The following is a 23,864-nucleotide window of genomic DNA, read 5'->3' on the forward strand; positions in this document are numbered from 1 at the left end:
TAGCCACCGGTTACCGGTTTTCGCGGCTAACTAGCCCTTGAAACGCGGGAAGGCGCTGCGTCCGGCGTACCGTGCGGCGTCGTCGAGTTCCTCTTCGATGCGCAGCAGCTGGTTGTACTTGGCAACGCGCTCGGAGCGGGCCGGGGCACCGGTCTTGATCTGTCCCGCGTTGGTGGCAACGGAGATGTCAGCAATGGTGGTGTCCTCGGTTTCGCCGGAGCGGTGCGAGGTGATGGTGGTGTAACCGGCGCGCTGGGCCAGTGACACGGCGTCCAGCGTCTCGGTCAGGGAGCCGATCTGGTTGACCTTGACGAGCAGCGAGTTCGCGGTCTTGGTGTCGATGCCGCGCTGCAGGATCGCCGGGTTGGTGACGAAGAGGTCATCGCCCACGAGCTGGACCTTGTCGCCGATGGAGTCGGTGAGGGTCTTCCAGCCTTCCCAGTCGTTCTCGTCCAGCGGGTCCTCGATGGAAACCAGCGGGTAGTCGGCCACGAGCTCGGCGTAGTAGGCGCTCATCTCGGTGGCGGAAAGTGCCTTGCCTTCGAACTGGTAGGCGCCGTCCTTGAAGAACTCGGAGGAGGCGACGTCCAGGGCCAGGGCGATGTCCTTGCCCGGGGTGTAGCCGGCGTTCTTGATGGCTTCCTGGATCAGGTCCAGTGCGGCACGGTTGGACGGCAGGTTCGGCGCGAAGCCGCCCTCATCGCCCAGGCCGGTGGACAGGCCCTTGGCCTGCAGGACGGACTTGAGGTTGTGGTAGACCTCGACACCCCAGCGCAGGCCCTCGGAGAAGGTCTCGGCGCCGATCGGGACAATCATGAATTCCTGGATGTCCACGTCGGAGTCGGCGTGCGAGCCGCCGTTGAGGATATTCATCAGCGGCACGGGCAGGACGTGCGCGTTGGGGCCGCCGAGGTACTTGTACAGCGGCAGGTCTGCGGAGGCGGCCGCAGCGTTGGCCACGGCCAGGGAGACACCCAGGATGGCGTTGGCGCCGAGCTTGCCCTTGTTGGCGGTGCCATCGAGGTCGATCATGGCCTGGTCGATGCTGCGCTGGTCAGTCGCATCGAAACCGGTCAGGGCCGGGGCGATCTGGTCGATGACCGCGTCGACCGCCTTCTGGACGCCCTTGCCGAGGTAGCGGCCCTTGTCGCCGTCACGGAGTTCTACGGCCTCGTGCTCGCCGGTGGAAGCGCCGGAGGGAACTGCTGCGCGGCCGATCTGGCCGTCCGAGAGCAGTACTTCAACTTCTACGGTCGGGTTGCCACGGGAATCGAGGATCTCGCGGGCGTGGATGGCATCGATAAGCGCCATGGATATGCTCCTTTGGGTGAAGCGATCTGCAGGGAATCTGACTGCTTGGACTCTGGCTGTACACCAAGTATGAAAAGCCGACGTCGTCGTCGCTACTAGCGTAGTCGAGAGTGGCGGAGGTTACGGAAACCTATCCAAACCCCGGACGTCATGATGCCGGCGCTATGGTGCCGGCGCTGCTGTGCCTACGGCCTTGAGCCGTTGCTGTCCTGGAAACGGCGGAGGGCTCCGCGGAGGGCGCGCTCGGCGTCGAGCCCGCCGGCCCGGGCACCCGCCACGATCCCGAACAGCAGGTCGCCGAGTTCCGTCTCGGTGGCCGGGATCTCGACGGCGGCGCCGCCCGTGTCCGCCGCCAGGTTCGCGCGTTCGGCCCGGTCCAGGAGCTTTTGGGCCCGGGCAAGGGCCGGCAGCGCGGCGGGAACGCCGTCGAAGACGTGGCCGTGTTCGGGTTTCTCGGCCTTCTTGACGGCATCCCATTTCAGGACGATCTCCTCCACCGTTGCCGGGAAGGAATCCTGCAGCGAGCCGTCGGGCCTGAAGACGTGCGGGTTGCGCCGGATCATCTTGGCCATCAGTGCGCGGGCGACGTCGTCGAGGTCAAAGGCGCCGCGTTCCTCGGCGAGCCGGGCGTGCAGGACCACCTGAAGCAGCACATCGCCCAGCTCGGACTTCAGTTCGGCGTCGCCGCCGGCCGTCTCGATGGTCTCCGCGACCTCATAGGCCTCCTCCAGGAGGTACTCCACAAGGGATTCGTGGGTAAGGGCACCCATCCAGGGGCAGTGGGCGCGCAGCTCGCTAATGCAATCGACCAGCGCGCCCACGGCGTTGTCCTCGTTAGCCAAGGTCGGCGTAGGCCTCGTTGATGTATTCCACCAGTGCTTCCTTCTCCTCGAGCGGGAGGAAGGCGGCCTCGGCTGCGTTCAGCGTCAGTTCCAGCAGGTCGTCGAGGTCGTAATCGAACGTCTCCACGAGGAGCTCGAACTCGTCGGTCAGCGTGACGCCGCTCATGAGCCGGTTGTCGGTGTTGATGGTGACGTTGAAGCCCAGCTGGTAGAGCATGTCCAGCGGGTGGCTTTCGATGCCCTCGCCGAAGCCGGCGATGGCGCCGGTCTGCAGGTTCGAGGACGGGCAGATTTCCAGGGCGATGCCGCGGTCGCGGACCCAGCTGGCGAGCTCGCCCAGGGTCACCATGCCGATGGTGTCGTTGACTTCGTCGCCCCCGGCGTCTTCGTCCTCTTCGAATTCGATCGTGACGTCTTCAGCGATCCGCACGCCGTGGCCCAGGCGCAGGGCCCGGCCGTCGACAAGCGCCGACTGGATGCTTTCCAGGCCGGCTGCTTCGCCGGCGTGGACGGTGGCCGGGAAGTTGTGCTGGGCCAGGTAGGTGAAGGCGTCCTTGAAACGGGACGGCAGGAAGCCGTCCTCGGCACCGGCGATATCGAAGCCGACGGCGCCGTTGTTGCGGTGGCGGACAGCCAGTTCGGCGATCTCCTGGCCGCGGTCGGCGTGGCGCATGGCGGTGATGAGCTGGCCCACCTGGATGTCACGGCCGGTCTCGGCCACGGCGTCCACGCCGGCTTCGAGACCTGCCTGCACGGCTTCGACCACTTCGTCCAGGTTCAGGCCCTTCTGCAGGTGCTGTTCGGGGGCCCAGCGCACTTCGCCGTACACGACGCCGTCGTCGGCCAGGTCTTCGACGAATTCCTTCGCGACGCGGAACAGGCCTTCCTTGGTCTGCATCACGGCGATGGTGTGGTCGAAGGTCTCGAGGTAACGGACCAGGGAGCCGGAGTCGGCGGATTCGCGGAACCACTCCCCCAGGGCGACGGGGTCCGTGGAGGGCAGCGTGTGGCCGGCGGCCTCCGCGAGTTCAATGATGGTGGCCGGGCGGAGTCCGCCATCCAAGTGGTCGTGAAGGGAAACCTTGGGAAGGCCCTTCAGGTCGAATTCGAGGTCAGGGGCAGCGTCAGGAATAGTCTCAGTCACGTTCCAACCATAGGGTCGGAGCGCGCGGGACGCTACTTTCTGGTGGCCTCGGCATCCCCGGAGGCGGTCATCGGTGCAGGAACGGCGGAGGCGGGTTCGTGTGTGGGCCCGCCGTCGAGCCATTCGTCCACGACCTCGGCGTCGTGGCGGCCGAGGCGCTTGTGCCACCAGCGCAGGAGATGGTCAATGAGGACACCGAGGACGATCGCGAACACCACCGCGATCCCCGCGCTAAGCAGCGGGTTGTGATGCAGCCACGGGAAGGAACTGGCCAGGACGCCGATGCCGATCGAGTAGGCCACCCACGTCAAGCACGCGAAGGCGTCCAGGAGGAAGAATCTCCGGTGCGGGAACGCCGTCGTGCCCGCCACGTAGTTGACGGCGACACGGCCCCACGGGATGTACCGGGCCGTGAAAATCAGGACGGCGCCGCGCTTTTCGAGTTCGTAGTGTGCCCAGCCGAAGACCTTTTGGACCTTCGGTTTGCGCATCCAGCGGAACCGCTCGAGGCCAATTTTGCGGCCGAGCATGTATGCCATGTTGTCGCCGGCGATGGCCCCAACCAGCGCTGTGAGGCCGAGAATCCACAGATTGGGCTGGCCGCTGTGCACGGAATACGCCGCAAGGGCAACGATGAGGGTCTCGCTGGGGACCACCATCGCGAAGCCGTCCACGAAGAAGAAAACCAGCAGGAGGGGGTAGATCCACCACTGGCCAGCGGCATGGAGCACGGCCTCGTTAATGAACTCCATGCGGGCGGTGCTCCTTGATGACTGGGAACGGACAACTAAGCCGTACCGTACATGCGATGACAGTGGGTGGAACCTTGGACGGAACCTTGGACGAAGGGCGGCCAACAAACGTGACGCAAATCGCTCCTAAGTGTCCCATGGGCGGGGCCAATCCGCCTAGGACTCGGCGGGTGGAACGGAACGCGTCGATTGCTCCGGGGTACGGCCGCGCACCTTACTGATCACGCGGTCCAGGACGATGCCCAGAACGATGGCGCAGATGATCGCCATGGCCGCGCCCAGCACGTGGTTTTTCTCAAACCAGGGGCCAACAAACAGGCCGATCCCCACCGAATAGACGGCCCACAGCAGCGCCGAGAGGATCGTCAGGCTGACGAATCTGCTCCGCGGGTAGTGCGTGGCGCCGGCGGTCAGGTTGACGGCCACCCGTCCGATCGGGACGAAGCGCGCCACGAGGATCAGTGAGGCAGGCCGTTTCCGCAGTTCCCGTCCGGCCCAGCGGAAGGCCGCCTGCGTGCGGGGGCCGCGCATCCATGCCCAGCGCCGGGTTCCTACGCGGCGGCCGAGCACGTAAGCGATGTTGTCGCCCAGGAATGCACCGGCGGCGGCCGTGGCGATCAGGAGCGCCGGATTGGGAACATCGGCCGTGGCGGCAACTGCAGCCAGGCCCACCACCACCGACTCGCTCGGGATCGGCGGAAAGAAGCCGTCGATCACGCAGCAGGCGAAAACCAGGACGAGGACCCAGGGTTGCCCTGCAGCGGCGAGGATGAAGTCGTTGATTGCCTGCACAGCTTCCTAACGCGCGGCGGGGCCAGATAGATCCACAGTGTACCGGCCGGGTCAGCGGTTGCCCTATCACTTATGGCGGCTAACCCGGGGGTTTGGGGACCATAAGTGATAGTGCAACGGGGTTAGGCGATGCGGTCGATGATGAGCTTCTGGGCCGGCCGGGAGCCCTCGGGTGCGATCACGGCGGCGTGTTCGAGCGCTTCCTTGGCGCGCTCGAACTTCTCCGGGGTGTCCGTCAGGAGGGTCATGAGCGGTTCGCCCGCCCTGACTGTGGCGCCGGGCTTGGCGTGCATCCGCACCCCGGCCCCGGCCTGGACCCGGTCCTCCTTGCGGGCGCGTCCGGCGCCGAGCCGCCAGGCCGCGACGCCGACGGCCATCGCGTCGAGCTCCACCAGGACGCCGTCGGCCGGAGCGTAGATGACCTCGGATTCCTTGGCGACCGGGAGCTTGGCGCGCGGGTCCCCGCCCTGCGCCTCGATCATCCGGTTCCAGACATCCATGGCCCGGCCGTCCCGGAGTGCGGCCCGGGGATCGGCGTCGCGGACGCCGGCGCACGCCAGCATTTCCTCCGCGAGCCGGACGGTGAGTTCGACGACGTCGTCCGGGCCTCCCCCGGCGAGGACCTCGACGGATTCCTGAACCTCGATCGCGTTGCCCGCGGTGAGGCCCAGGGGGGTGTTCATGTTGGTGAGCAGGGCCACCGTGTTGACGCCTGCGTCCTTGCCCAGGGCCACCATGGTCTCGGCCAGTTCGCGGGCGCGGGCCTCGTCCTTCATGAACGCGCCGCTGCCCACCTTGACGTCGAGCACCAGCGAGCCGGTGCCTTCGGCAATCTTCTTGCTCATGATCGAGGAGGCGATCAGCGGGATGGCCTCCACGGTCCCGGTGACGTCGCGGAGCGCGTAGAGCTTCTTGTCCGCCGGGGCCAGTCCCGCGCCGGCCGCGCAGATGACCGCGCCGACGTCCTGGAGCTGGGCCATCATTTCCTCATTGCTCAGGGCCGCCCGCCAGCCCGGGATGGCCTCGAGCTTGTCCAAAGTGCCGCCTGTGTGGCCGAGGCCGCGGCCCGAGAGCTGCGGCACTGCCACGCCGAAGACCGCTACCAGGGGCGCCAGCGGCAGGGTGATCTTGTCCCCGACGCCGCCCGTGGAGTGCTTGTCCGACGTCGCCTTTACGCCGCCGTCGGGCCTGCGCAGGCCGGAGAAGTCCATCCGCTCCCCGGAGGCGATCATGGCCGCCGTCCAGCGGGAGATCTCGGCCCGGTCCATGCCGTTGAGCAGGATGGCCATGTTCAGGGCGGCCATCTGTTCGTCGGCGATGGCGCCGCGGGTGTACGCGTCGATCGTCCAGTCGATCTGGGCCGGGCTGAGCACGCCCTTGTCCCGCTTGATGCGGATGATGTCGACGGCGTCGAACGCTTCGGTGTTGCTGGTGCTCTGAGTCGCTTGTGTCACCGGGGTTCCTCCAGGTGTTGGGGGCCAAAGGCATCGGGAAGGACCTGGTCCATGGTCTTGATTCCCTGCGTGGTCATGAGCTCCATATCCGGAGCCCGGAATTCGTAGAGCAGCTGGCGGCAGCGCCCGCACGGCATGAGGACGTTCCCGCCGGCGTCCACGCAGTAGAAGGCACGGAGCCGTCCCCCGCCGGTCATCTGCAGGTTGCCCACCAGGGCGCACTCGGCGCACAGGGTCAGCCCGTAGCTGGCGTTCTCGACGTTGCAGCCGCTGACGATCCGCCCGTCCCCGGTGAGGGCCGCGGCCCCCACCGGAAACTTCGAATACGGCGCGTAGGCGTTCTTCATGGCGGACACTGCCGCGGCTTCGAGCGCTGCCCAGTCGACGTCGGTGCTGTCCATTCTCAGCCCTTGACGTAAGGTATGCCGTCGGCGGCCGGCGGCCGGGAGCGGCCCACGAGCCCGGCCACGGCAAACACGGTCACGACGTACGGCAGCATGGCCATGAACTGGCTCGGCACGGGCGTGCCGATGATCGTCACGATGCTTTGCAGGTTGTCTGCGAAGCCGAACAACAGCGCGGCGAAGAAGGCCCCGATCGGGTTCCAGCGGCCCAGGATCATGGCGGCGAGGGCAATGAAGCCGCGGCCGCCGGAGATTTCCTTGGTGAAGCTGTCGATCGCCACGAGGGTGAAGAACGATCCGCCGATTCCGGCGACGGCGCCGCCGATCGTGACGTTCCAGAAGCGGGTCGCGTTGACCTTGATGCCCAGGGTGTCAGCGGCCTGAGGGTGCTCGCCCACGGCCCGGACGCGCAGGCCCCACTTCGTCTTGAACAGCCCGATCCAGATCACAATGACGGCTATGTACATCAGGTAGCCCACCACGGACTGCTTGAACAGGATGGGCCCGATCACCGGGATGCCGGACAGGACCGGGATATCGATGTTGGGCAGCTCGCCGGGCGAGTTGTATTTCTCCGGGTCGGACTGCATCACGGTGCTGAACAGGAAGCCGGTAAGCCCGGAGACCAGGACGTTGAGCACGACGCCGACGATGATCTGGTTGACCACGTACTTGATGCTGAACAGCGCCAGCACCATGGAGACCAGGGCGCCCGCCACGGCCGCCGCAAGCAGGCCCAGGTAGGGGTTGTGCGTCAGGCTGGCGACGAGCGCGGCCGTGAAGGCACCGCCCAGGAGCTGGCCTTCGATGGCGATGTTAACGACGCCGGCACGTTCGCACAGCACACCTGAGAGGGAGCCGAAGACGATCGGCACGGCGAGCGTCACGGACCCGGCGATGAGGCCGGCCAGCGAAATGCTGGGGGTCCGGGCGCCGCCCACCACCCAGATCAGGAAGGCGACGACGAACACCACGGTGAACACGGCCGGCACCCAGCGCGGGGGCCGCTGGTTATTTCTTGCCTTCAGGACCAAGGCGTAGCCCGCGAGGCCCAGCAGGATCATGGAGAGCACGATGCCGCTGAGGAATGCGGGCACTTCGATCGCCGGGAGCTGGAAGAAGTCTCCGCCGGAGGAAACGCCGAACTTGGCATTCCCCTGCGGACCCAGCAGCCCGAAGAAGATGAAGGCGAGGGTGGCCAGTACCGACAGCGTCACCGGCAACTTCCAGGTCACGGGCTTGGCGGACACCGCCGGCCCGCCGTTCTTCTCCGGCTGGGGCTTTCCTTGGACGGGCGAGGTTGCTGTTGTGCTCATGCGGCACCTCCGGTGGTTGCGGCCTGCTTGGTTTTGCCGGCGGTCGCGGCCTTCTTCTTGCGCGGGTTGAGTCCGAAGATCGCCCGGACCAGGGGCGGCGCCGCGATGAACAGCACAATGAGCGACTGGACCACGAGGACGATGTCGATCGGAGTTCCGGTCTGGATCTGCATCTGGACGGCGCCTGCTCGGAAGGCTCCGAACAGCAGGCCGGCGGCAAAGGTGCCCCACGGCGACGAACGTCCCAGCAGCGCCACAGTGATCGCGTCAAAGCCGTAGGTTGCCGCGACACCATCGGTCAGGACCTTTTCGGTGCCGGCCACCTGCGCCACGCCGGCCAGGCCGGCCAGGCCGCCGGCGATGGTCATCACCAGGATGGTGGCCCGGGAGACGTTGATGCCGGCGGTCAGGGCTGCCTTGGGGTTGGCTCCGACGGCCCGGAACTCGAAACCGATCGTGGACCGGTTCAGCAGCCATGAGACAAACACGGTGGCCGCGATGGCCAGCAGGAAGCCCAGGTGCAGCCGGTACTGGCTGCCGAAGATCAGCGGGTACGCGGCGCTGGGGTCCACGATCGGCGATATCGGTGTGTCCGCCCCCGGGCGCTGGAACAAGTCCGTGTCCAGCAGGTAGCGCAGGAAATAGAGGGCGATGTAGTTGAACATGATGGTCACGATGACCTCGTGTGCACCCGTCCTGGCTTTGAGCACACCGACGATGCCGCCCCAGACGGCGCCGCCGATGACGCCGGCCACGAGCACCAGCAGCAGGTGCAGCCCGGTCGGCAGGTGCAGCGCGAAGCCGACCCACGAGGCGAGGATGCCGGCCATGATGATCTGGCCCTGCGCACCGATGTTGAACAGGCCCGCGCGGAAGGCCAGGGCGACGCCGAGGCCCGCCGTGATCAGTGGGGTGGCGATGGTCAGCGTCTCCATGAGGGGGGCGAACTGTCCGGCCGCTCCGGTCCCGCGGGGGTTATAGACCGCGCCCTGGAAGAGGGCGACGTAGGACTCGGTGGCGGCGGACCAGACGGCGGCGAGGAAGTCGCTGGGCCGGGCAAAGAAATAGCCGGCCGTGGTGCCGACCACCTTGTCCGTCATGGCGATCAGCAGACCGCCCAGGATCAGTGCCAGCAGCACCGCCAGGATGGTCACGATGCCGTTGCCGGTGAAGATCTTGCGCAGCACCGATTCCTCTTCCGGGGCGCCGGGAAGGGTTCCGCTCTGGGCCGAGACCGGGACGGCCGATGGCTGGTGGGCGCCGCCCGCGGTGTCCAGCGAGGTGACGAAGTCTGCATCGTCCTCGAGCGGCTCAGGCTCCACGGCGGTGGTCTGGGCGGCCGGAAGCCGGTCGGGGTCCGGTGCGGCGGCGGGCCGAGGCTCGGTGTTCTCACTCATGGGGGTCTCCTACGGCGCCGGAGCGGGGCTCCTGCACGGACGGGGCGGCGGGCGCCGGGTTCGTTGCTGGGGTTTCGGCCGGGTTTTCTGCCGGGTTTTCTGCTGCGTTCCCGGCCGGGTTTTCAGAGAGGGATGGAGCCGCGTGCTTGCCTGCGGCGTCGGCCTGGGCTTCGTCCGGGGAAACCCCGGCCATCATCAGGCCCAGGACGTCGCGCCCGGTRCCGGCCGGGACGATCCCGACCAGCCTGCCCTTGTACAGCACGGCGATCCGGTCGGCGAGTTCAATCACCTCGTCCAGTTCGGTGGAGACGATCATGACAGGCGTGCCGTGGTCCCGCTCCGCGACGATCCGCTTGTGCAGGAACTCGATGGAGCCCACGTCCACGCCGCGGGTGGGCTGGGAGGCGATGAACAGCCGCAGCGGCCGGGAGAGCTCCCGGGCCATGACGACCTTCTGCTGGTTGCCGCCCGAGAGGGTGCCGGCCGCGAGCATGCCGGACGGCGTGCGGACGTCGAATTCTTCGATCCGGGTCTTGGCGTTCTCCAGGACCTTGGCCGGGCTCATGCTGATGCCCTTGGCGAACGGCGCGCGGTCGTACCGGTCCAGGATCAGGTTCTCAGCGATGGAGAACGTGCCAATCAGCCCGTCGAGTGAACGGTCTTCCGGCACGAATCCGACGCCGGCATTGAGGACGTCCTTGACGCTGCTGCCCAGGAGTTCTTCACCGTCGAGGGTGATCGAGCCGTGGACCCTCTCCTGCAGGCCGAGGATGGCCTCGGTCAATTCGGTCTGGCCGTTGCCCTGGACGCCGGCGACGGCGAGGATCTCGCCGCGGGCGATCCCGAAGCTGATGCCGTCCACAACATGCTGGCCGCTGGGTGCGATGACGGTGAGGTCCTTGACCTCGAACGTGGTCTCCTGCGGATTGGCAGGAGCCTTGTCCAGGGTCAGGCTCACGGCCCGGCCCACCATCATGGACGCCAACTCGGTGGTCGAGGCGCCGGGATCGGCCGTGCCCACCACCTTGCCGCGCCGGATGACGGTGATGGTGTCCGAAACGGCTTTCACCTCGCGCAGCTTGTGGGAAATGAAGACGATGGAGGTGCCGTGGCTCTTGAGCTGGCGCATGATGTCCAGCAGCTCATCGGTGTCCTGCGGGGTCAGCACGGCCGTCGGCTCATCGAGGATGAGCACCTTGGCGTCGCGGACCAGTGCCTTGATGATTTCGACGCGCTGCTGCACGCCCACGGGGAGGTCTTCGATCAGCGCGTCGGGGTCGACGTCGAAGCCGTACCGGTCCGAGATCTCCCGGATCTTCCGGCGTGTGTCCTCGAGGTCCAGGAATCCGCCGGTTTTGGTGGTCTCCGCTCCCAGCGCGACATTCTCAGCGACGGTAAAGACCGGGACCAGCATGAAGTGCTGGTGCACCATGCCGATCCCGGCCGCCATCGCGTCGCCGGGGCCGCGGAAGGTGACCGGTTTGTCGTCGATCAGGATTTCGCCCTCTGTGGGCTCGTACAGTCCGTACAGGACGTTCATCAGCGTGGACTTGCCAGCGCCGTTCTCGCCGAGCAGACAGTGAATCTGCCCGGGTTCAACAACCACATCGATGTGATCGTTGGCTACCAGGGAGCCGAAGCGTTTTGTAATGCCCTTGAGTTCAAGTTTCAAAACTCTGACCAATCTCGAGATGTCCGGAAGGCTTGATCCGGACGCGTAGTGGGGGCTGCAGCACCAGCTTAGTGCCTGCGGTGTGAGGCGAGCGGGCCGCAACGAAAAGCGCCACAGCCCGTGCGGTGGTGACCGGACGGGCCGTGGCGCTTAGCGGAGGAAGTTAGGCCTTGGGGCTGGCTGCAGATTCAACCTTCAGCTTGCCGTCGGCGATGTCCTTCTTGATCTGGTCCAGCTCGGACTTCAGTTCGGCCGGGACCTGGGCATCCATGTCGTGGAACGGAGCCAGCTGGACGCCGTCGTTCGCGAGGGTGCCAATGTACGGCTTGTTGGTGAACTGGCCGTCCTTGTCCTGCTTGACCACCGTCTCGACGGCCTCGCCCATCTGCTTCATGACGGAGGAGAGCATGATGTCCTTGTAATCCGGTGCCGTGAGGAAGCCGTCGGAGTCAACCCAGATGAGCTTGACGTCCTTGCCTGCTGCCTTGGCCTCCTGCAGGGCCGCGCCCGCACCCTTGCCGACCGGACCGGCGACGGGCATGACGATGTCGGCGCCCTGGTCCAGGAAGTTCTGGGTGAACTGCTTGCCCTTGTCCTGCTTTTCGAAGTCACCGGTGAAGGAGCCGTCCTGCTTGGCCTTGTCCCAGCCAAGGACCTTGACGTCCTTGCCCTTCTTCTCGTTGTAGTACTTCACGCCGTCGGCGTAGCCGTCCATGAAGATGGTGACCGTGGGGATCTTGATGCCGCCGAAGGTGGCTACCGTTCCGGTCTTCGTGGTGCCTGCCGCGAGGTAGCCGGCCAGGAACGCGGCCTGGGCCGTGTCGTAGATGATCGGCTTGACGTTGGCGACCGGGGTTTCGTAGCCGAAGTCGATGATGGCGAAGTGCTTGTCCGGGTTCGCGGTGGCCTGGGCCTTCGTGGCGTCGCCAAGCAGGAAGCCGACCGTGATGGTCAGGTTGCAGCCGGCGGAGACCATGGCGCGCAGGTTGGGCTCGAAGTCGTTGTTGGTCTTGGACTCGGCCTCGGCCGTCTGGATGCCAAGATCCTTCTCGGCCTTCTTCAGGCCCTCGTAGGAAGACTGGTTGAACGACTGGTCGTCGAATCCACCCGAGTCGGACACGATGCAGCCCTTGAAGTTGCTGGCCGTGTTGGTGGCGGTGCTGGCCTCCGGGGCGGCCCCGCAGCCGGTCAGCAGGAGTGCAGCCGCGCCGGCGGTGGCGACGCCGGCCATTGATCCGCGCTTGAAGGTGGCACGCAGAGAGTTCTTCAATTTTCCTCCAGGAAGAAAGAGTAGGCGCTACGACGGAAGTTCAATGAGTGTCTGTCTGCGGTGTTCCGCTGATCTCTGTTGTCACTGATGGATTCGCAGCACTGCGCCGAGGCGCACTGATGGAAGCTACTTTAGTGGCCTGCGCCACGTGCACGTAGCAGACTTCACGGCAATTACCCAGATTGTTGAGAACTTGTTACCTAGGGGTAGCCGGGGTCCGTAGCCGGCCCTCCTGCCAGCGAGGGCGCGCAAACGCCTCCGGCGCCGGTCCCCGCAGGAACTGGCGCCGGAGGCGTCGAAGCGGAAACTGGCGCCGGAGGCGTCCACGTGTCCGGCAGGCGGTTTCTGGTGATGCGCCGGCGCCGTGTTAGAGCCGCACCAGCATCTTGCCAGTGTTGGCGCCGTCGAGCAGGTCCATAAAGGCCTGCGGGGCGTTGTCCAGGCCGTCCACCACGGTCTCGTCGTAGCGGACCGTTCCATCGGCGAGCCAGGCGGACATGATCTCGACGAACTCGGCCATGTGCTGCCAGTAGCCGCCCACCAGGAAGCCCTTGAGTGTCAGCTGTTTGCCGATCGCCTGCATGAGGTTCCGCGGCGCGGGCGTGGGTTCGGTCGCGTTGTACTGGGCAATCGCCCCGCACATGGCCACCCGGCCGCCGACGGTGAGCGTGGACAAGGCTGCTTCCAGGTGCTCGCCGCCGACGTTGTCGAAGTAGACGTCGATCCCGCGCTCACCCGCGGCCGCGGCGAGCTGTTCCGCAACCGGGCCATCGTGATAGTTGAACGCAGCATCGAAGCCGAGTTCGAGCAGCCGTGCCACCTTTTCCGGCGAGCCGGCGCTGCCGATGACCCGGGACGCTCCCATGGCCCTGGCGATCTGCCCCACGAGCGAGCCGACCGCGCCGGCGGCGCCCGAGACGAAGACGGCGTCGCCGGGCTTGAATTCTGCGACCTTCAGCAGTCCCGCGTAGGCGGTCAGGCCGGTCATGCCGAGGGCTCCGAGGAACGCGGATGCCGGGGCCAGATCGGTGCGCGCCAGGGTGGTGGCCGCGGCATCGACGACGGCGTATTCACGCCAGCCGAGGCTGTGCACGACAGTATCGCCGACAGCGCGCCCGTCGGCGCGGGATGCGATGACTTCGCCGACGGCGCCGCCGTCGAGCGCCTTGTCCAGCGCGAACGGCGCGGAGTAGGACTTGACGTCGTTCATGCGGCCGCGCATGTACGGGTCGACCGAGATGTAGAGGTTGCGGACCAGAACCTGGCCGTCCTGCAGCTCGGGCAGCGGAGACTGGGCGAGGCGGAAGTTCTCCGGCACGGGGCGGCCGTGCGGACGGGACGCCAGCTGGATCTCGCGGGTGGTGGCGGGAAGGGTGAGAGTTTCGGTTTTGGCGCTCATGCGGCTACCTCCAGGATGGTGATGTCGACAGTGATGTTGCCGCGGGTGGCGTTGGAGTAGGGGCAGATCTGGTGGGCTTTGGCCACCAGAGCCTCGGCGGTCTGCCGGTCCACGGCGGGCAGGGCGATCTCGAGCTCTGCGGCCAGGCCGTATCCGGCACCGTCTGCGAGGGCGCCGAAGTGGATTTTGGCGGCGACGGCGGAGTCCGTCAGGTCGGCGCGTTCCTTGCGTCCCACGAGGCGCAGGGCGGAGTGGAAGCACGCGGCATAGCCGGCGGCAAAGAGCTGTTCGGGATTGGTTCCGGCGCCGTCGCCACCGAGTTCCACCGGGCTGGCGAGGGTGACGCTGAGCTTACCGTCCTTGCTGACGGCGGTGCCGTCGCGGCCTTCGCCTGAGGCCAGTGCCTCGGCTGTGTAAAGGGTCTTCATGGGGTTTCCGTTCTGTGGGCGGTAAGTCGTGGTGGGCAATGGCCCGGGGGAAGGCTTCAGGGAAAGGGTTTAGGGGAAGGGGCTTAGCGGGAGGCGTGGAGTGCGCTGGCCAGCCGGCCCAGCGTTTCGCGGAGCTGGTCCAGTTCCGCGGCGGTGAGCCCGGCGGCGTCCGCCAGGCGCTGCGGGATGCCGCTGGCCCTGGCGCTCAGGGCGGCGCCGGTTTCGGTGAGGAAGATCTCCACGCGGCGCTCGTCCTCGGCGGACCGGCGGCGCTGGACGAGGCCGAGCGCTTCGAGCCGCTTGAGCAGCGGCGACAGCGTGCCGGAGTCGAGTCCGAGCTCCTCCCCCAGCTCGCGGACGCTGCGCGGCTCCGCCTCCCAGAGCACCAGCATGGCGAGGTACTGCGGGTAGGTCAGGCCGAGTTCCTCCAGCATGGGCCGGTAGGCGGCCGTGGCGGCGCGCGAGGCCGAGTACATCGCGAAGCACACCTGCCGGTTCAGGCGGAGCGCTTCCGGGCTGGCAGGGCGGGCCTCTTCTGGCGTGGTCATGGATTCACCATATCGCACAATTGAGTTGTACACAATTTAGTTGTGCACAACCGAACATGGCCGGCTGACCCCAGAAGCTGCCGCGGCCGCTGAATCTCCCCATCTTCGCCGGGCTCCGACGGCGCGTCGGCCCGCAACGCCAGCGCGTCCCGGCGTCGTGCTGGCAAAGGTGGGGAAACTCAGCGCGGCAGGTGCGGTGCCGGTGCAGGGAGAGTCGGGGCCAGGTGCCGGGACTGTAGTTAGAGGTCGCGGATGGTGCGCAAGGCCGCCGCGGTGAGCACCTGGATGCCGAGGCCGAGCGCCCGCTCGTCGACGATGTAGTCGCCGCGGTGGAGGTCATACTCTTCCCCGCCCGGAGTCTTGGTGCCCAGGCGCATCATGGCACCGGGGGTGTCGGCCAGGAACCAGGCGAAGTCTTCCCCGCCCATGGACTGCGGTGTCAGGACCACGGCGCCCTCGCCGATTTCGGCGCGGGCCGCCGCCTCGATCAGCGCCGTCTCGTGCTCGGAGTTGACCACCGGCGGCACACCGCGGGTATGTTCCAGGTGGACGTCGACGCCGTAGGGCTCGGCGACTTGCCGGATGATGTCATCGAGCAGCTCGCCGGCGTCGTGCCAGGCCTCGCGGTCCAGGCACCGCATGGTGCCGGCCATGTAGCCGCTGCCGGGGATGGCGTTCGGGGCCGAGCCGGCGGAGATCTGGCCCCAGACCACGGACACGCCGCTGCGGACATCGACACGGCGCGAGAGCACGGCGGGAACATTGACCGCGATCTGTGCCAGGGCGAAGACCAGTTCCTCGGTCAGGTGGGGGCGGGAGGTGTGGCCGCCGCGGCCGGAGAGTTCAATCTTGATGGTGTCCGAGGCGGAGGTGATGGCCCCGATCCGGGTGCCGATCTTGCCGATCTCGATCCGGGGATCGCAGTGCAGTGCCAGGATCCGCGGCACGCCTTCCAGGACGCCCTGCTCGATGCAGGAGGTGGCGCCGCCGGGCATGGTTTCCTCGGCCGGCTGGAAGATGATCCGGACCGTTCCCCGCAGCGGGGACTGCTCATGCATGCGCTGCAGGACCAGCGCGATGCCGAGCATGGTGGTGGTGTGGACGTCGTGGCCGCAGGCGTGGGTCACGCCGTGGTTCTTCGAGGCGAACTCGAGGCCCGTTTCCTCGATGATCGGCAGGGCGTCGATGTCCCCGCGCAGGGCGGTGGCGATGGGACCCTGTCCGACGTCGACCGTCAGGCCCGTGCCCTCGAGGCGGCGGGGTTTGAGCCCGGCTTCCTCGAGCCGTTTCGCCAGCTTGTCGGTGGTGCGGAACTCCTTGAACGAAAGTTCCGGGTGCGCATGGAGGTCGCGGCGGAAAGCGATCAGCTCCGGCAGGAGGGGCTCCAGCCACGGCCCCACGAGAGTCGTGGGCTCAGCTTCAGTCGAGTAGTTGCGCACGGAATAACTCTAGCGAGCGGACAATGAATAGCGGCATCGGGTACGGCGCGTTACGGATTGCTGAACATTTGCACAACCCCTGACCCGCTCCAATCTGCCTACAGGACGTCGGTGTCGCCCTTGGCCTTGATGGCATCCACGGCCTGCTTGACCCGCTGCGAGTGTTCCTTCGTGGTGACCAGCAGGGCATCCGGGGTGTCAACGATCACGACGTCCTTGATGCCGATCAACGCGATGACGCGCTTGGTATCGGAGACCACCACGCCACTGGCGTTCTCGGTGAAAACGCGTGCGCCCTCGCCCAGTACCGTGACCTCGTCGACCTCCTTGGCGCTGTTGAGCCGGCCTACGGAGGCGAAGTCCCCGACGTCGTCCCAGAGGAACGTTCCGGGCACCACGGCGACGTCGCCGGCGGCGGCGGCCGGTTCGGCGACGGCGTAGTCAATGGCGATCTTGGGCAGGGTGGGCCACACCCGGGCCGTGACGGCGTCGCGCTCCGGGGTGTCCCAGGCCTTGGCGATTTCCTGGAGTCCGGCGAAGAGCTCGGGCTGGTTGGCCTCGAGGTGCTTGAGCATCAGCGAGACCGGCGCCACGAACATGCCCGCGTTCCAGACATATTCCCCGCTGTCGACGTACTGCTGGGCCACTTCCTCGCTGGGCTTCTCCACGAACTCCACCACGGACTGCGCGCTGGGAGCGTCCGGAATGTTGAGGTTCGCGCCGGAGCGGATGTAGCCGAATCCGGTGGAGGGATGGGTCGGCTTGATGCCGATGGTGACGATCTTCCCCGCGGCGGCGGTGTAGACGGCCTCACGGACGGCGTCCTGGAAGAGGTCATCGGGGCTGATGACCTGGTCCGCAGCGAACGAGCCCATGATGATGTCCGGGTCCCGCTCATGCAGGATGGCCGCGGCGAGGCCGATCGCGGCACCGGAGTCCTTGGGTTCGCTTTCCAGGACAAGGTTGGAGTCCAGGACCTCGGGCAGCTGGCGGCAGACGGCTGCCCTGTGGGCGGCGCCGGTCACCACCAGCACGTGCTTGCCGGCGACGGGCTGGAGGCGGTCATAGGTCGCGCGCAACAAGGTGCTGCCCGAACCGGTCAGGTCGTGAAGGAATTTCGGGGCTGCTGCCCGCGACAGGGGCCAAAGACGGGTCCCCACCCCGCCCGCCGGAATAACCGCAATAAAACGGTCCAACGGTGAATCCTGGCTTGTCACTTTGTCTGTAGTCATCACCGCTACTTTAGCCGACAGCGGCCAAATCGCCCCAGATTGGGCCGGGATCACGCCCTTCCAGCCCCCATGACGATGGCCAAATGTGGCGTTCGTCTCAAAACCAACGCAAAACAGCACCGGGGCCTGTCAACAAGGGGTTCCTAAATTGAATAAGCTGTGAGCGAAGCCTAGATTTAGGCTTGAGCTTACGAGTGCTCTCGCAGCAGGCGTTCCCCCCGCGTGGATCCCATGCCAGCGCCGCTGTGTTGCAGGGAGGTTTATTCAGTGCCGACAAAACCAGCTGGCACCTTGTACCGCGGCCGTGAAGGCATGTGGTCCTGGGTTGGACACCGCATTACAGGTGTAGTGATTTTCTTCTTCTTGTTGGTCCACGTGCTGGACACCTCATTGGTGCGCGTGTCCCCCGAGGCCTACACCGCCGTGATTGGTGCCTACAAGAACCCCCTCATGGCCCTGGGTGAAACGGGCCTTGTCGCGGCGATCGTGTTCCACGCCTTCAACGGCCTGCGCATCATCGCCGTCGACTTCTGGAAGAAGGGTGCCAAGTACCAGCGTCAGATGCTCTGGACGGTCCTGGGCCTCTGGGTCGTCGTCATGGTCGGCTTCTCCATCCGCCACCTGTCCCTCGCCCTTGGAGGTCACTAAGCCATGACTGCAACCATTCAGAGTCCGCGCAGCGGAAAGATCCAGCCCAAGTACCGCCGGACCGGCGGTTCCAAGGGCAACTTCGAGATGCTCGCCTGGCTCTTCATGCGCCTCTCCGGCGTTGTGCTGGTGGTGCTGATCTTCGGCCACCTGACCGTCAACCTGCTGGTCGGCGAGGGCATCCACGCGATCGACTTCGGCTTTGTGGCCGGCAAGTGGGCCGACCCGTTCTGGCAGTTCTGGGACCTGGCCATGCTGTGGCTCGCCATGCTGCACGGCACCAACGGCGTCCGCACGATCATCAATGACTACGCCGAGAAGGACGCCACGCGCCTCTGGCTGAAGATTGTGCTCTACGCGGCCACCACGGTCATCATCATCCTGGGCACCCTGGTCATCTTCACGTTCGATCCGTGCCCCGTGGCCAACGGCGTCCAGCTTCCCGGCGGCTTCTGCCCGGCGCCATAACGGCAAACGCCGTAACGGCAAAGGCCGTAACGGCGGGGAACCGCCGCGGACCGCTGCCCCAACGGGTAAGAACTTGCGGTCCCTCACGGCAACTGATCTTGCCTGCCAAGCGCAGGCGCAGATTGCACGAGAATCCACCGGGCAGGCACGGCCCGCCGGTGGGTTATAGCGAATTTTGAGAGAAAGAGCGTCTGGTATGCAGGTCCATAAGTACGACGTCGTGATCGTCGGTGCCGGTGGCGCCGGGATGCGCGCGGCGATCGAATCAGGTCAGCGCGCCCGAACAGCAGTATTGACCAAGCTCTACCCCACCCGGTCCCACACCGGCGCGGCGCAGGGCGGCATGTGTGCGGCCCTGGCCAACGTCGAGGAAGACAACTGGGAGTGGCACACCTTCGACACCATCAAGGGCGGCGACTACCTGGTTGACCAGGACGCTGCCGAGGTCATGGCGAAGGAAGCGATCGACGCCGTCCTGGACCTGGAAAAGATGGGCCTGCCGTTCAACCGCACGCCCGAGGGCCGCATTGACCAGCGCCGTTTCGGTGGCCACACCCGCGATCACGGCAAGGCACCGGTCCGCCGCGCCTGCTACGCCGCCGACCGCACCGGCCACATGATCCTGCAGACCCTGTACCAGAACTGCGTCAAGCACAACGTCGAGTTCTACAACGAGTACTACGTCCTGGACCTGCTGACCGTCGAAGAGGACGCTGTCCGCGAGGACGGCACGCCGTACAAGCAGAAGCGCGTTGCCGGCGTCGTGTCCTACGACCTCGCCTCCGGCGAGCTGCACGTCTTCCAGGCCAAGTCCGTGGTGTTCGCCTCCGGCGGCGCCGGCAAGGTCTTCAAGACCACCTCCAACGCCCACACCCTCACCGGTGACGGCATGGGCATCGCGTTCCGCCGCGGCATCCCCCTGGAGGATATGGAGTTCTTCCAGTTCCACCCGACAGGCCTGGCCGGCCTGGGCATCCTGCTCTCCGAGGCCGCCCGCGGCGAAGGCGCCATTCTGCGCAACTCCGAGGGTGAACGCTTCATGGAGCGCTATGCACCCACCATCAAGGACCTCGCCCCGCGCGACATCGTGGCCCGCTCCATGGCCAACGAAGTCCGTGAGGGACGCGGCTGCGGCCCGAACAAGGACTACGTCCTCCTGGACCTGACGCACCTTGAGCCCGCGCACATCGATGCCAAGCTGCCGGACATCACCGAGTTCGCCCGCACCTACCTGGGTGTGGAGCCGTACACGGAGCCGGTTCCGGTGTTCCCGACGGCGCACTACGCCATGGGCGGCATCCCCACCAACATCACCGCCGAGGTCCTCCAGGACAACGACACGGTGGTCCCGGGCCTCTACGCCGCCGGCGAGGTTGCCTGCGTCTCCGTCCACGGCTCCAACCGCCTGGGCACCAACTCGCTGCTGGACATCAACGTGTTCGGCAAGCGCGCCGGCATCGCCGCGGCCGAATACGCCAAGACCGCCGACTTCGTGGAACTCCCCGCTGACCCGGAGGCCTACACGCTGAACCTGCTGGACCACGTCCGCACCTCCGACGGCACCGAGAAGGTCGCTGCGATCCGCAAGGAACTGCAGGACACCATGGACGCCAACATGCAGGTGTTCCGCACCGCGGACACGCTGAACCAGGTCCTGAAGGACATTGCCTCCTTCGAGGAGCGGTACCAGCGCATCAGCGTCCAGGACAAGGGCAAGCGCTTCAACCTGGACCTGCTCGAGGCCGTGGAGCTGGGCTTCCTGCTGGAGCTCGCCAAGGTCATGACCGTGGCGGCCCTGCACCGCGAGGAATCCCGCGGCGGCCACTTCCGCGAGGACTTCCCCGAGCGCGACGACGAAAAATTCATGAAGCACTCCATGGCGTACAAGGACGAGCACGCCCCGGCGGATGGTTCCGCCGAGGCGATTGCCGGCATCCGGCTTGCCACCAAACCGGTGGTCTTTACGCGCTACGAGCCGATGGTGAGGAAGTACTAAGATGAGCGCTGAACTCGCTGAGCCAGCATCCAAGATCGAACTGCCCGCCGGCGTCGGCGGTGGCGGGGAGATCCCGTCCTTCGACGTCACGCTGCGCGTGCGCCGCTACAACCCCGAGGTCTCCGAGGACGCCACGTGGGATGACTTCAAGGTCACCATGTACGGCACCGACCGTGTCCTGGACGCCCTGCACAAGATCAAGTGGGAGATGGACGGCAGCGTCTCCTTCCGCCGCTCCTGCGCCCACGGCGTCTGCGGCTCCGATGCCATGCGTATCAACGGCCGCAACCGTCTCGCCTGCAAGACCCTGCTGAAGGACCTGGACACGTCCAAGCCCATCACGGTCGAGCCGATCAAGGGCCTGCCGGTGGAGAAGGACCTGATCGTGGACATGGAGCCGTTCTTCCAGTCCTTCCGCGAAGTCATGCCCTTCCTGATCAACCGCGGCCACGAGCCCACCAAGGAACGCCTGCAGTCCGCCGAGGACCGCGAGCGGTTCGACGACACCACCAAGTGCATCCTGTGCGCCGCGTGCACCTCGTCCTGCCCGGTGTTCTGGACCGACGGCCAGTACTTCGGCCCGGCCGCGATCGTCAACGCGCACCGCTTCATCTTCGATTCCCGCGATGACGCCGGCGACATGCGCCTGGAGATCCTCAACGACAAGGAAGGCGTGTGGCGCTGCCGCACCACCTTCAACTGCACCGAAGCATGCCCCCGCGGCATCCAGGTCACGCAGGCAATCGCCGAGGTCAAGCAGGCCATCCTCTCCCGCAAGATCTAACGACCGGTTCGCCAGAACCTACAGAGTCAGCACCAAGAGAAAAACGACGACGGCGCCTCTCACCTCACGGGTGGGGGCGCCGTCGTCGTCTACCCGCTCACACGAAAGGGGACACCGTGTCCCGCTCAGAAAAAGTCTCTTTCCAGGGTTCCACCGGCGAACTGCTCTCCGGCGTTGTGGACTTGCCCGAAGGCCCGGTGAAGGGCTGGGGCGTGTTCTCGCACGGCTTTACCCTGGGCAAGGACAGTCCCTCGGCCTCCCGCATGTGCAAGGCCCTGGCGGACAACGGCGTGGGCATGCTCCGGTTCGACAACCTGGGCCTCGGCGAGTCCGCGGGAATGTGGTCGGAGGGGTCCTTCAGCCACAAGGTGGCCGATACCGTCAAGGCCGCCGAATTCATGCGGGACTCGGAACGGCGGGTGTCCTTGCTCGTGGGCCACTCGTTCGGCGGCGCGGCCGTCCTGTCCGCCGCACGGCAGATCCCGGAGCTCAAGGCCGTGGCCACGGTGGGGGCACCCTTCTCCCCCAAGCACGTGGCGCACGTCTTTGACGCGGCGCTGGACCGGATCCTGAGCGAGGGAAGCGCCGAGGTGGACCTCGGCGGCAAGCGGGTGGAGATCCGCCGGCACTTTGTCGAAGACCTCGAAAATGCGGATCTGACGGACTGCATCCGGCAGCTGCACAAGCCGCTCATGGTGCTGCACTCCCCCACCGACAACACGGTGGGGATCGAAAACGCCAGCACCATCTTCCAGACGGCACGCCACCCGCGCAGCTTCGTCTCGCTGGAGGGCAGCGACCACCTGCTGACGGGCAAGGGCCAGGCGGCCCGTGCGGCAAAGATTATTTCGGCGTGGGCCGACCAGTACCTCGACGCCTGAACGCGGCGGACAGCGACCTCCGGCGGGCCCGGTGCTCCACCGGCGTCTTGCCCGGCTGGACCCGCCGGGCGCCCCAGCCGGTGGTCGCGGTGGCGGGCTCCGTCTTGAGGTCTTCCTCCCGGATCGCCACCCACGCGGCGCAGATCACGTAAACCTGGCTGACCAGGTTGAACCAGATCAGCAGGCCGATGATGATGGCGAAGGGCGCCAGGATGGGGTTCTTGCCCGCGCTGGCCAGCAGCTGGGTGCTGAAGATCATCAGAATTGTGGTGCCCACCGCGGCGAGAGTGGTCCCTTCGAGCAGTGAGCGCCGGGCCGGCTTCAGCCCCGCAGCCACCCGGTACATGATCAGGGCGGTGCCCCAGCCGAGCAGCAGCGGCACGAGGATAGTGACGGAGGTCGTCAGCGGCCCGGCCATTATCGGATCGAGGCCCAGCTGCTCGGTCACCCATCCGGCGGCCGTGCCGAAGATCAGCGAGGCTGCGGAGCTGACCACCAGGGCCACCCCCATCAGCAGCAGCGTGCCGACGTCCTTGAGTATCTGCAGGATCGGATTCATCACCAGGGGGCCGAGCTGCATCATGCTCCGCATACCGTCGCGGATGCCGCTGATCCAGCCCAGGGACGTGAACACCGTCACCACGGCGGCGATCCCGGCGGCCCAGCCCAGGCTGGTGGGGTTCAGCAGCTCCTGGGGATCAACCAGCCCCTCGCTGCCGTCGACCTGCAGCAGGCCCGGCGCGGCGGCGGCCACACTCTTGATGACCTGGTCCAGCAGGGCCGGATGATCGCTGAGCACGAGGCCGGCCAGGGACAGGCCGGTGGCCAACAGGCCTGTGATGGAGAAAAACATCCGGAACCCGATGCCGGCACTCAACAGCGGGCCGCGCTGGCGGAGGTAGTGCAAGTAAGCGCGCATTGGCAGCAGCATGTTGAGCTTGGCCAGGAGCCACATCATCATTGCCGTCAGGGACGCAATCGTCCCGCCGCCGGAGCGTCGAACCCTGCCCCATTCGACCCTCTTGCGGATGACTTCCAGTTTCAGCCCGGCCAGATCGGTGGGAAGCGGCGGCTTATCGGGCGTCTGCGGTGCCGTCCGGGCCTCTGTCGTGGTCAGGTTTGGTCCCAAAGTCAAGCTCTTCCCGTAGCTGCCAGATGCCGTTGTCGTCGTGCTCGTAAAGTCCCATGCTAGCCACAGGGAACGTGGCCCTGTAATCCTTGAGGACTGTTTCGGCCTCATCGAGGCTTTCCGGGGCAACGTCGTGGGCCACGGTGACGTGCGGATGGTAGCCGAACGGCAGTTCCCGCTCCAGCGGGCCGGACTGCAGCTGGCGGTGCAGGTTCACGCAGTCCCCGAAGCCGTCCTCGACGTTCAGGAAGACCACCGGGGACACCGGCCGGAAAGACCCGGTCCCCGCGATGGTCACCATGAAAGGCTCCTGCCGGCGCGCCACGTCCCGGACATGGCGTTGGGTCGCGTCCCAGTCCTGCGTCATGGTGGTGGTGACCAGCGTGATGTGGGCGGGGACGACGGCGGCCATCGGATCCCCGAACGATGCCCGCCAGCGCTGGAGCTCCTCAGCGATGTCCGCCGGGAACCTCAGGATCACACCGATGCTGATGCCTTCGCTGCGCTGTCCGTTCGACGTGGCGGCTTTCGCGGTGACTTTGCTGACGGAGGACATTG

23 protein-coding genes are annotated in these 23,864 nt (G+C 66.4%); 5 read left to right on the top strand and 18 right to left on the bottom strand.

The window, feature by feature from the left end; genetic code table 11:
* Positions 1-30: 30 nt before the first annotated feature.
* From eno to AC1DR1_RS11195, 16 genes are all read right to left on the bottom strand, one after another.
* Positions 31-1,311 carry a phosphopyruvate hydratase gene (gene eno, locus AC1DR1_RS11120; RefSeq protein ID WP_104172754.1) on the bottom strand — a complete coding sequence of 427 codons (1,281 nt, stop codon included), beginning with the start codon at positions 1,309-1,311 and terminating at the stop codon, positions 31-33.
* 185 nt (positions 1,312-1,496) lie between these two features.
* Positions 1,497-2,081, bottom strand: a complete 585-nt coding sequence (locus AC1DR1_RS11125) for a MazG nucleotide pyrophosphohydrolase domain-containing protein (RefSeq protein ID WP_229992936.1) — start codon at positions 2,079-2,081, stop codon at positions 1,497-1,499.
* 64 nt (positions 2,082-2,145) lie between these two features.
* Positions 2,146-3,297, bottom strand: coding sequence for an adenosine deaminase (locus tag AC1DR1_RS11130; protein WP_229992895.1), 1,152 nt, complete (start codon positions 3,295-3,297; stop codon positions 2,146-2,148).
* A 32-nt stretch (positions 3,298-3,329) separates the two neighbouring features.
* The gene (locus AC1DR1_RS11135) at positions 3,330-4,049 is read right to left on the bottom strand and encodes a DedA family protein (protein ID WP_229992896.1); all 720 of its coding nucleotides are present in this window, start codon (positions 4,047-4,049) and stop codon (positions 3,330-3,332) included.
* Positions 4,050-4,205: 156 nt separating this feature from the next.
* On the bottom strand, positions 4,206-4,841 hold the full coding sequence (locus tag AC1DR1_RS11140) for a DedA family protein (RefSeq protein WP_229992897.1): 636 nt from the start codon (positions 4,839-4,841) through the stop codon (positions 4,206-4,208).
* Between the two features lie 122 nt (positions 4,842-4,963).
* Positions 4,964-6,295, bottom strand: coding sequence for a thymidine phosphorylase (locus tag AC1DR1_RS11145; protein WP_364747207.1), 1,332 nt, complete (start codon positions 6,293-6,295; stop codon positions 4,964-4,966).
* On the bottom strand, positions 6,292-6,696 hold the full coding sequence (locus AC1DR1_RS11150) for a cytidine deaminase (protein ID WP_028277348.1): 405 nt from the start codon (positions 6,694-6,696) through the stop codon (positions 6,292-6,294). The genes AC1DR1_RS11145 and AC1DR1_RS11150 overlap by 4 nt, the downstream gene beginning before the upstream one ends.
* A gap of 2 nt (positions 6,697-6,698) precedes the next feature.
* Complete coding sequence (locus AC1DR1_RS11155; RefSeq protein WP_229992900.1) at positions 6,699-8,015, bottom strand: ABC transporter permease; 1,317 nt, start codon at positions 8,013-8,015, stop codon at positions 6,699-6,701.
* Positions 8,012-9,412, bottom strand: coding sequence for an ABC transporter permease (locus AC1DR1_RS11160; protein ID WP_229992901.1), 1,401 nt, complete (start codon positions 9,410-9,412; stop codon positions 8,012-8,014). Before AC1DR1_RS11160 ends, AC1DR1_RS11155 begins: the two co-directional genes overlap by 4 nt.
* Positions 9,405-11,084: an ABC transporter ATP-binding protein gene (locus tag AC1DR1_RS11165; RefSeq protein ID WP_229992902.1), complete on the bottom strand. Its 1,680-nt coding sequence runs from the start codon at positions 11,082-11,084 to the stop codon at positions 9,405-9,407. Before AC1DR1_RS11165 ends, AC1DR1_RS11160 begins: the two co-directional genes overlap by 8 nt.
* Positions 11,085-11,247: 163 nt before the next feature.
* Positions 11,248-12,354: a BMP family lipoprotein gene (locus AC1DR1_RS11170; RefSeq protein ID WP_414645524.1), complete on the bottom strand. Its 1,107-nt coding sequence runs from the start codon at positions 12,352-12,354 to the stop codon at positions 11,248-11,250.
* A gap of 367 nt (positions 12,355-12,721) precedes the next feature.
* On the bottom strand, positions 12,722-13,753 hold the full coding sequence (locus AC1DR1_RS11175) for an NADP-dependent oxidoreductase (RefSeq protein ID WP_229992903.1): 1,032 nt from the start codon (positions 13,751-13,753) through the stop codon (positions 12,722-12,724).
* Positions 13,750-14,181 carry an organic hydroperoxide resistance protein gene (locus tag AC1DR1_RS11180; RefSeq protein ID WP_229992904.1) on the bottom strand — a complete coding sequence of 144 codons (432 nt, stop codon included), beginning with the start codon at positions 14,179-14,181 and terminating at the stop codon, positions 13,750-13,752. The genes AC1DR1_RS11175 and AC1DR1_RS11180 overlap by 4 nt, the downstream gene beginning before the upstream one ends.
* An 83-nt stretch (positions 14,182-14,264) precedes the next feature.
* Positions 14,265-14,729 (bottom strand): MarR family winged helix-turn-helix transcriptional regulator, encoded by a 465-nt coding sequence (locus AC1DR1_RS11185; RefSeq protein ID WP_229992905.1) that lies wholly within the window; start codon positions 14,727-14,729, stop codon positions 14,265-14,267.
* A gap of 239 nt (positions 14,730-14,968) precedes the next feature.
* Positions 14,969-16,168: an amidohydrolase gene (locus AC1DR1_RS11190; protein WP_229992906.1), complete on the bottom strand. Its 1,200-nt coding sequence runs from the start codon at positions 16,166-16,168 to the stop codon at positions 14,969-14,971.
* A 98-nt stretch (positions 16,169-16,266) separates the two neighbouring features.
* Positions 16,267-17,400, bottom strand: a complete 1,134-nt coding sequence (locus AC1DR1_RS11195; RefSeq protein ID WP_229992907.1) for a mannose-1-phosphate guanylyltransferase — start codon at positions 17,398-17,400, stop codon at positions 16,267-16,269.
* A gap of 267 nt (positions 17,401-17,667) precedes the next feature.
* Here AC1DR1_RS11195 and sdhC point away from each other — a divergent pair, with 267 nt between their 5' ends.
* The 5 genes from sdhC to AC1DR1_RS11220 all read left to right on the top strand — a co-directional run bounded on the left by sdhC (position 17,668) and on the right by AC1DR1_RS11220 (position 22,177).
* On the top strand, positions 17,668-18,048 hold the full coding sequence (gene sdhC, locus AC1DR1_RS11200; RefSeq protein ID WP_079553238.1) for a succinate dehydrogenase, cytochrome b556 subunit: 381 nt from the start codon (positions 17,668-17,670) through the stop codon (positions 18,046-18,048).
* Between the two features lie 3 nt (positions 18,049-18,051).
* Positions 18,052-18,516, top strand: a complete 465-nt coding sequence (locus AC1DR1_RS11205; protein ID WP_018774749.1) for a succinate dehydrogenase hydrophobic membrane anchor subunit — start codon at positions 18,052-18,054, stop codon at positions 18,514-18,516.
* A gap of 196 nt (positions 18,517-18,712) precedes the next feature.
* Positions 18,713-20,512, top strand: coding sequence for a succinate dehydrogenase flavoprotein subunit (sdhA, locus tag AC1DR1_RS11210; RefSeq protein WP_229992908.1), 1,800 nt, complete (start codon positions 18,713-18,715; stop codon positions 20,510-20,512).
* A gap of 1 nt (position 20,513) precedes the next feature.
* Positions 20,514-21,296 (top strand): succinate dehydrogenase iron-sulfur subunit, encoded by a 783-nt coding sequence (locus AC1DR1_RS11215; RefSeq protein WP_018774751.1) that lies wholly within the window; start codon positions 20,514-20,516, stop codon positions 21,294-21,296.
* A 116-nt stretch (positions 21,297-21,412) separates the two neighbouring features.
* Positions 21,413-22,177 (top strand): alpha/beta hydrolase family protein, encoded by a 765-nt coding sequence (locus AC1DR1_RS11220; RefSeq protein WP_229992909.1) that lies wholly within the window; start codon positions 21,413-21,415, stop codon positions 22,175-22,177.
* Here AC1DR1_RS11220 and AC1DR1_RS11225 read toward each other — a convergent pair.
* Both AC1DR1_RS11225 and AC1DR1_RS11230 read right to left on the bottom strand, forming a co-directional pair.
* Positions 22,140-23,306 carry a YihY/virulence factor BrkB family protein gene (locus tag AC1DR1_RS11225; protein WP_229992938.1) on the bottom strand — a complete coding sequence of 389 codons (1,167 nt, stop codon included), beginning with the start codon at positions 23,304-23,306 and terminating at the stop codon, positions 22,140-22,142. The genes AC1DR1_RS11220 and AC1DR1_RS11225 overlap by 38 nt on opposite strands.
* Positions 23,251-23,862 carry a 2'-5' RNA ligase family protein gene (locus AC1DR1_RS11230; protein ID WP_229992910.1) on the bottom strand — a complete coding sequence of 204 codons (612 nt, stop codon included), beginning with the start codon at positions 23,860-23,862 and terminating at the stop codon, positions 23,251-23,253. The genes AC1DR1_RS11225 and AC1DR1_RS11230 overlap by 56 nt, the downstream gene beginning before the upstream one ends.
* Positions 23,863-23,864: the final 2 nt, after the last annotated feature.

It is taken from the genome of Arthrobacter sp. P4_F10 (assembly GCF_056401435.1).

Bases quoted from the DNA above. Each gene is read 5' to 3' on its own strand.
- eno (WP_104172754.1), bottom strand. From the start codon at position 1,311: ATGGCGCTTATCGATGCCATCCACGCCCGCGAGATCCTCGATTCCCGT.
- AC1DR1_RS11125 (WP_229992936.1), bottom strand. From the start codon at position 2,081: ATGGGTGCCCTTACCCACGAATCCCTTGTGGAGTACCTCCTGGAGGAG.
- AC1DR1_RS11135 (WP_229992896.1), bottom strand. From the start codon at position 4,049: ATGGAGTTCATTAACGAGGCCGTGCTCCATGCCGCTGGCCAGTGGTGG.
- AC1DR1_RS11150 (WP_028277348.1), bottom strand. From the start codon at position 6,696: ATGGACAGCACCGACGTCGACTGGGCAGCGCTCGAAGCCGCGGCAGTG.
- AC1DR1_RS11155 (WP_229992900.1), bottom strand. From the start codon at position 8,015: ATGAGCACAACAGCAACCTCGCCCGTCCAAGGAAAGCCCCAGCCGGAG.
- AC1DR1_RS11160 (WP_229992901.1), bottom strand. From the start codon at position 9,412: ATGAGTGAGAACACCGAGCCTCGGCCCGCCGCCGCACCGGACCCCGAC.
- AC1DR1_RS11175 (WP_229992903.1), bottom strand. From the start codon at position 13,753: ATGAGCGCCAAAACCGAAACTCTCACCCTTCCCGCCACCACCCGCGAG.
- AC1DR1_RS11180 (WP_229992904.1), bottom strand. From the start codon at position 14,181: ATGAAGACCCTTTACACAGCCGAGGCACTGGCCTCAGGCGAAGGCCGC.
- AC1DR1_RS11185 (WP_229992905.1), bottom strand. From the start codon at position 14,729: ATGACCACGCCAGAAGAGGCCCGCCCTGCCAGCCCGGAAGCGCTCCGC.
- AC1DR1_RS11195 (WP_229992907.1), bottom strand. From the start codon at position 17,400: ATGACTACAGACAAAGTGACAAGCCAGGATTCACCGTTGGACCGTTTT.
- AC1DR1_RS11205 (WP_018774749.1), top strand. From the start codon at position 18,052: ATGACTGCAACCATTCAGAGTCCGCGCAGCGGAAAGATCCAGCCCAAG.
- sdhA (WP_229992908.1), top strand. From the start codon at position 18,713: ATGCAGGTCCATAAGTACGACGTCGTGATCGTCGGTGCCGGTGGCGCC.
- AC1DR1_RS11215 (WP_018774751.1), top strand. From the start codon at position 20,514: ATGAGCGCTGAACTCGCTGAGCCAGCATCCAAGATCGAACTGCCCGCC.
- AC1DR1_RS11230 (WP_229992910.1), bottom strand. From the start codon at position 23,862: ATGTCCTCCGTCAGCAAAGTCACCGCGAAAGCCGCCACGTCGAACGGA.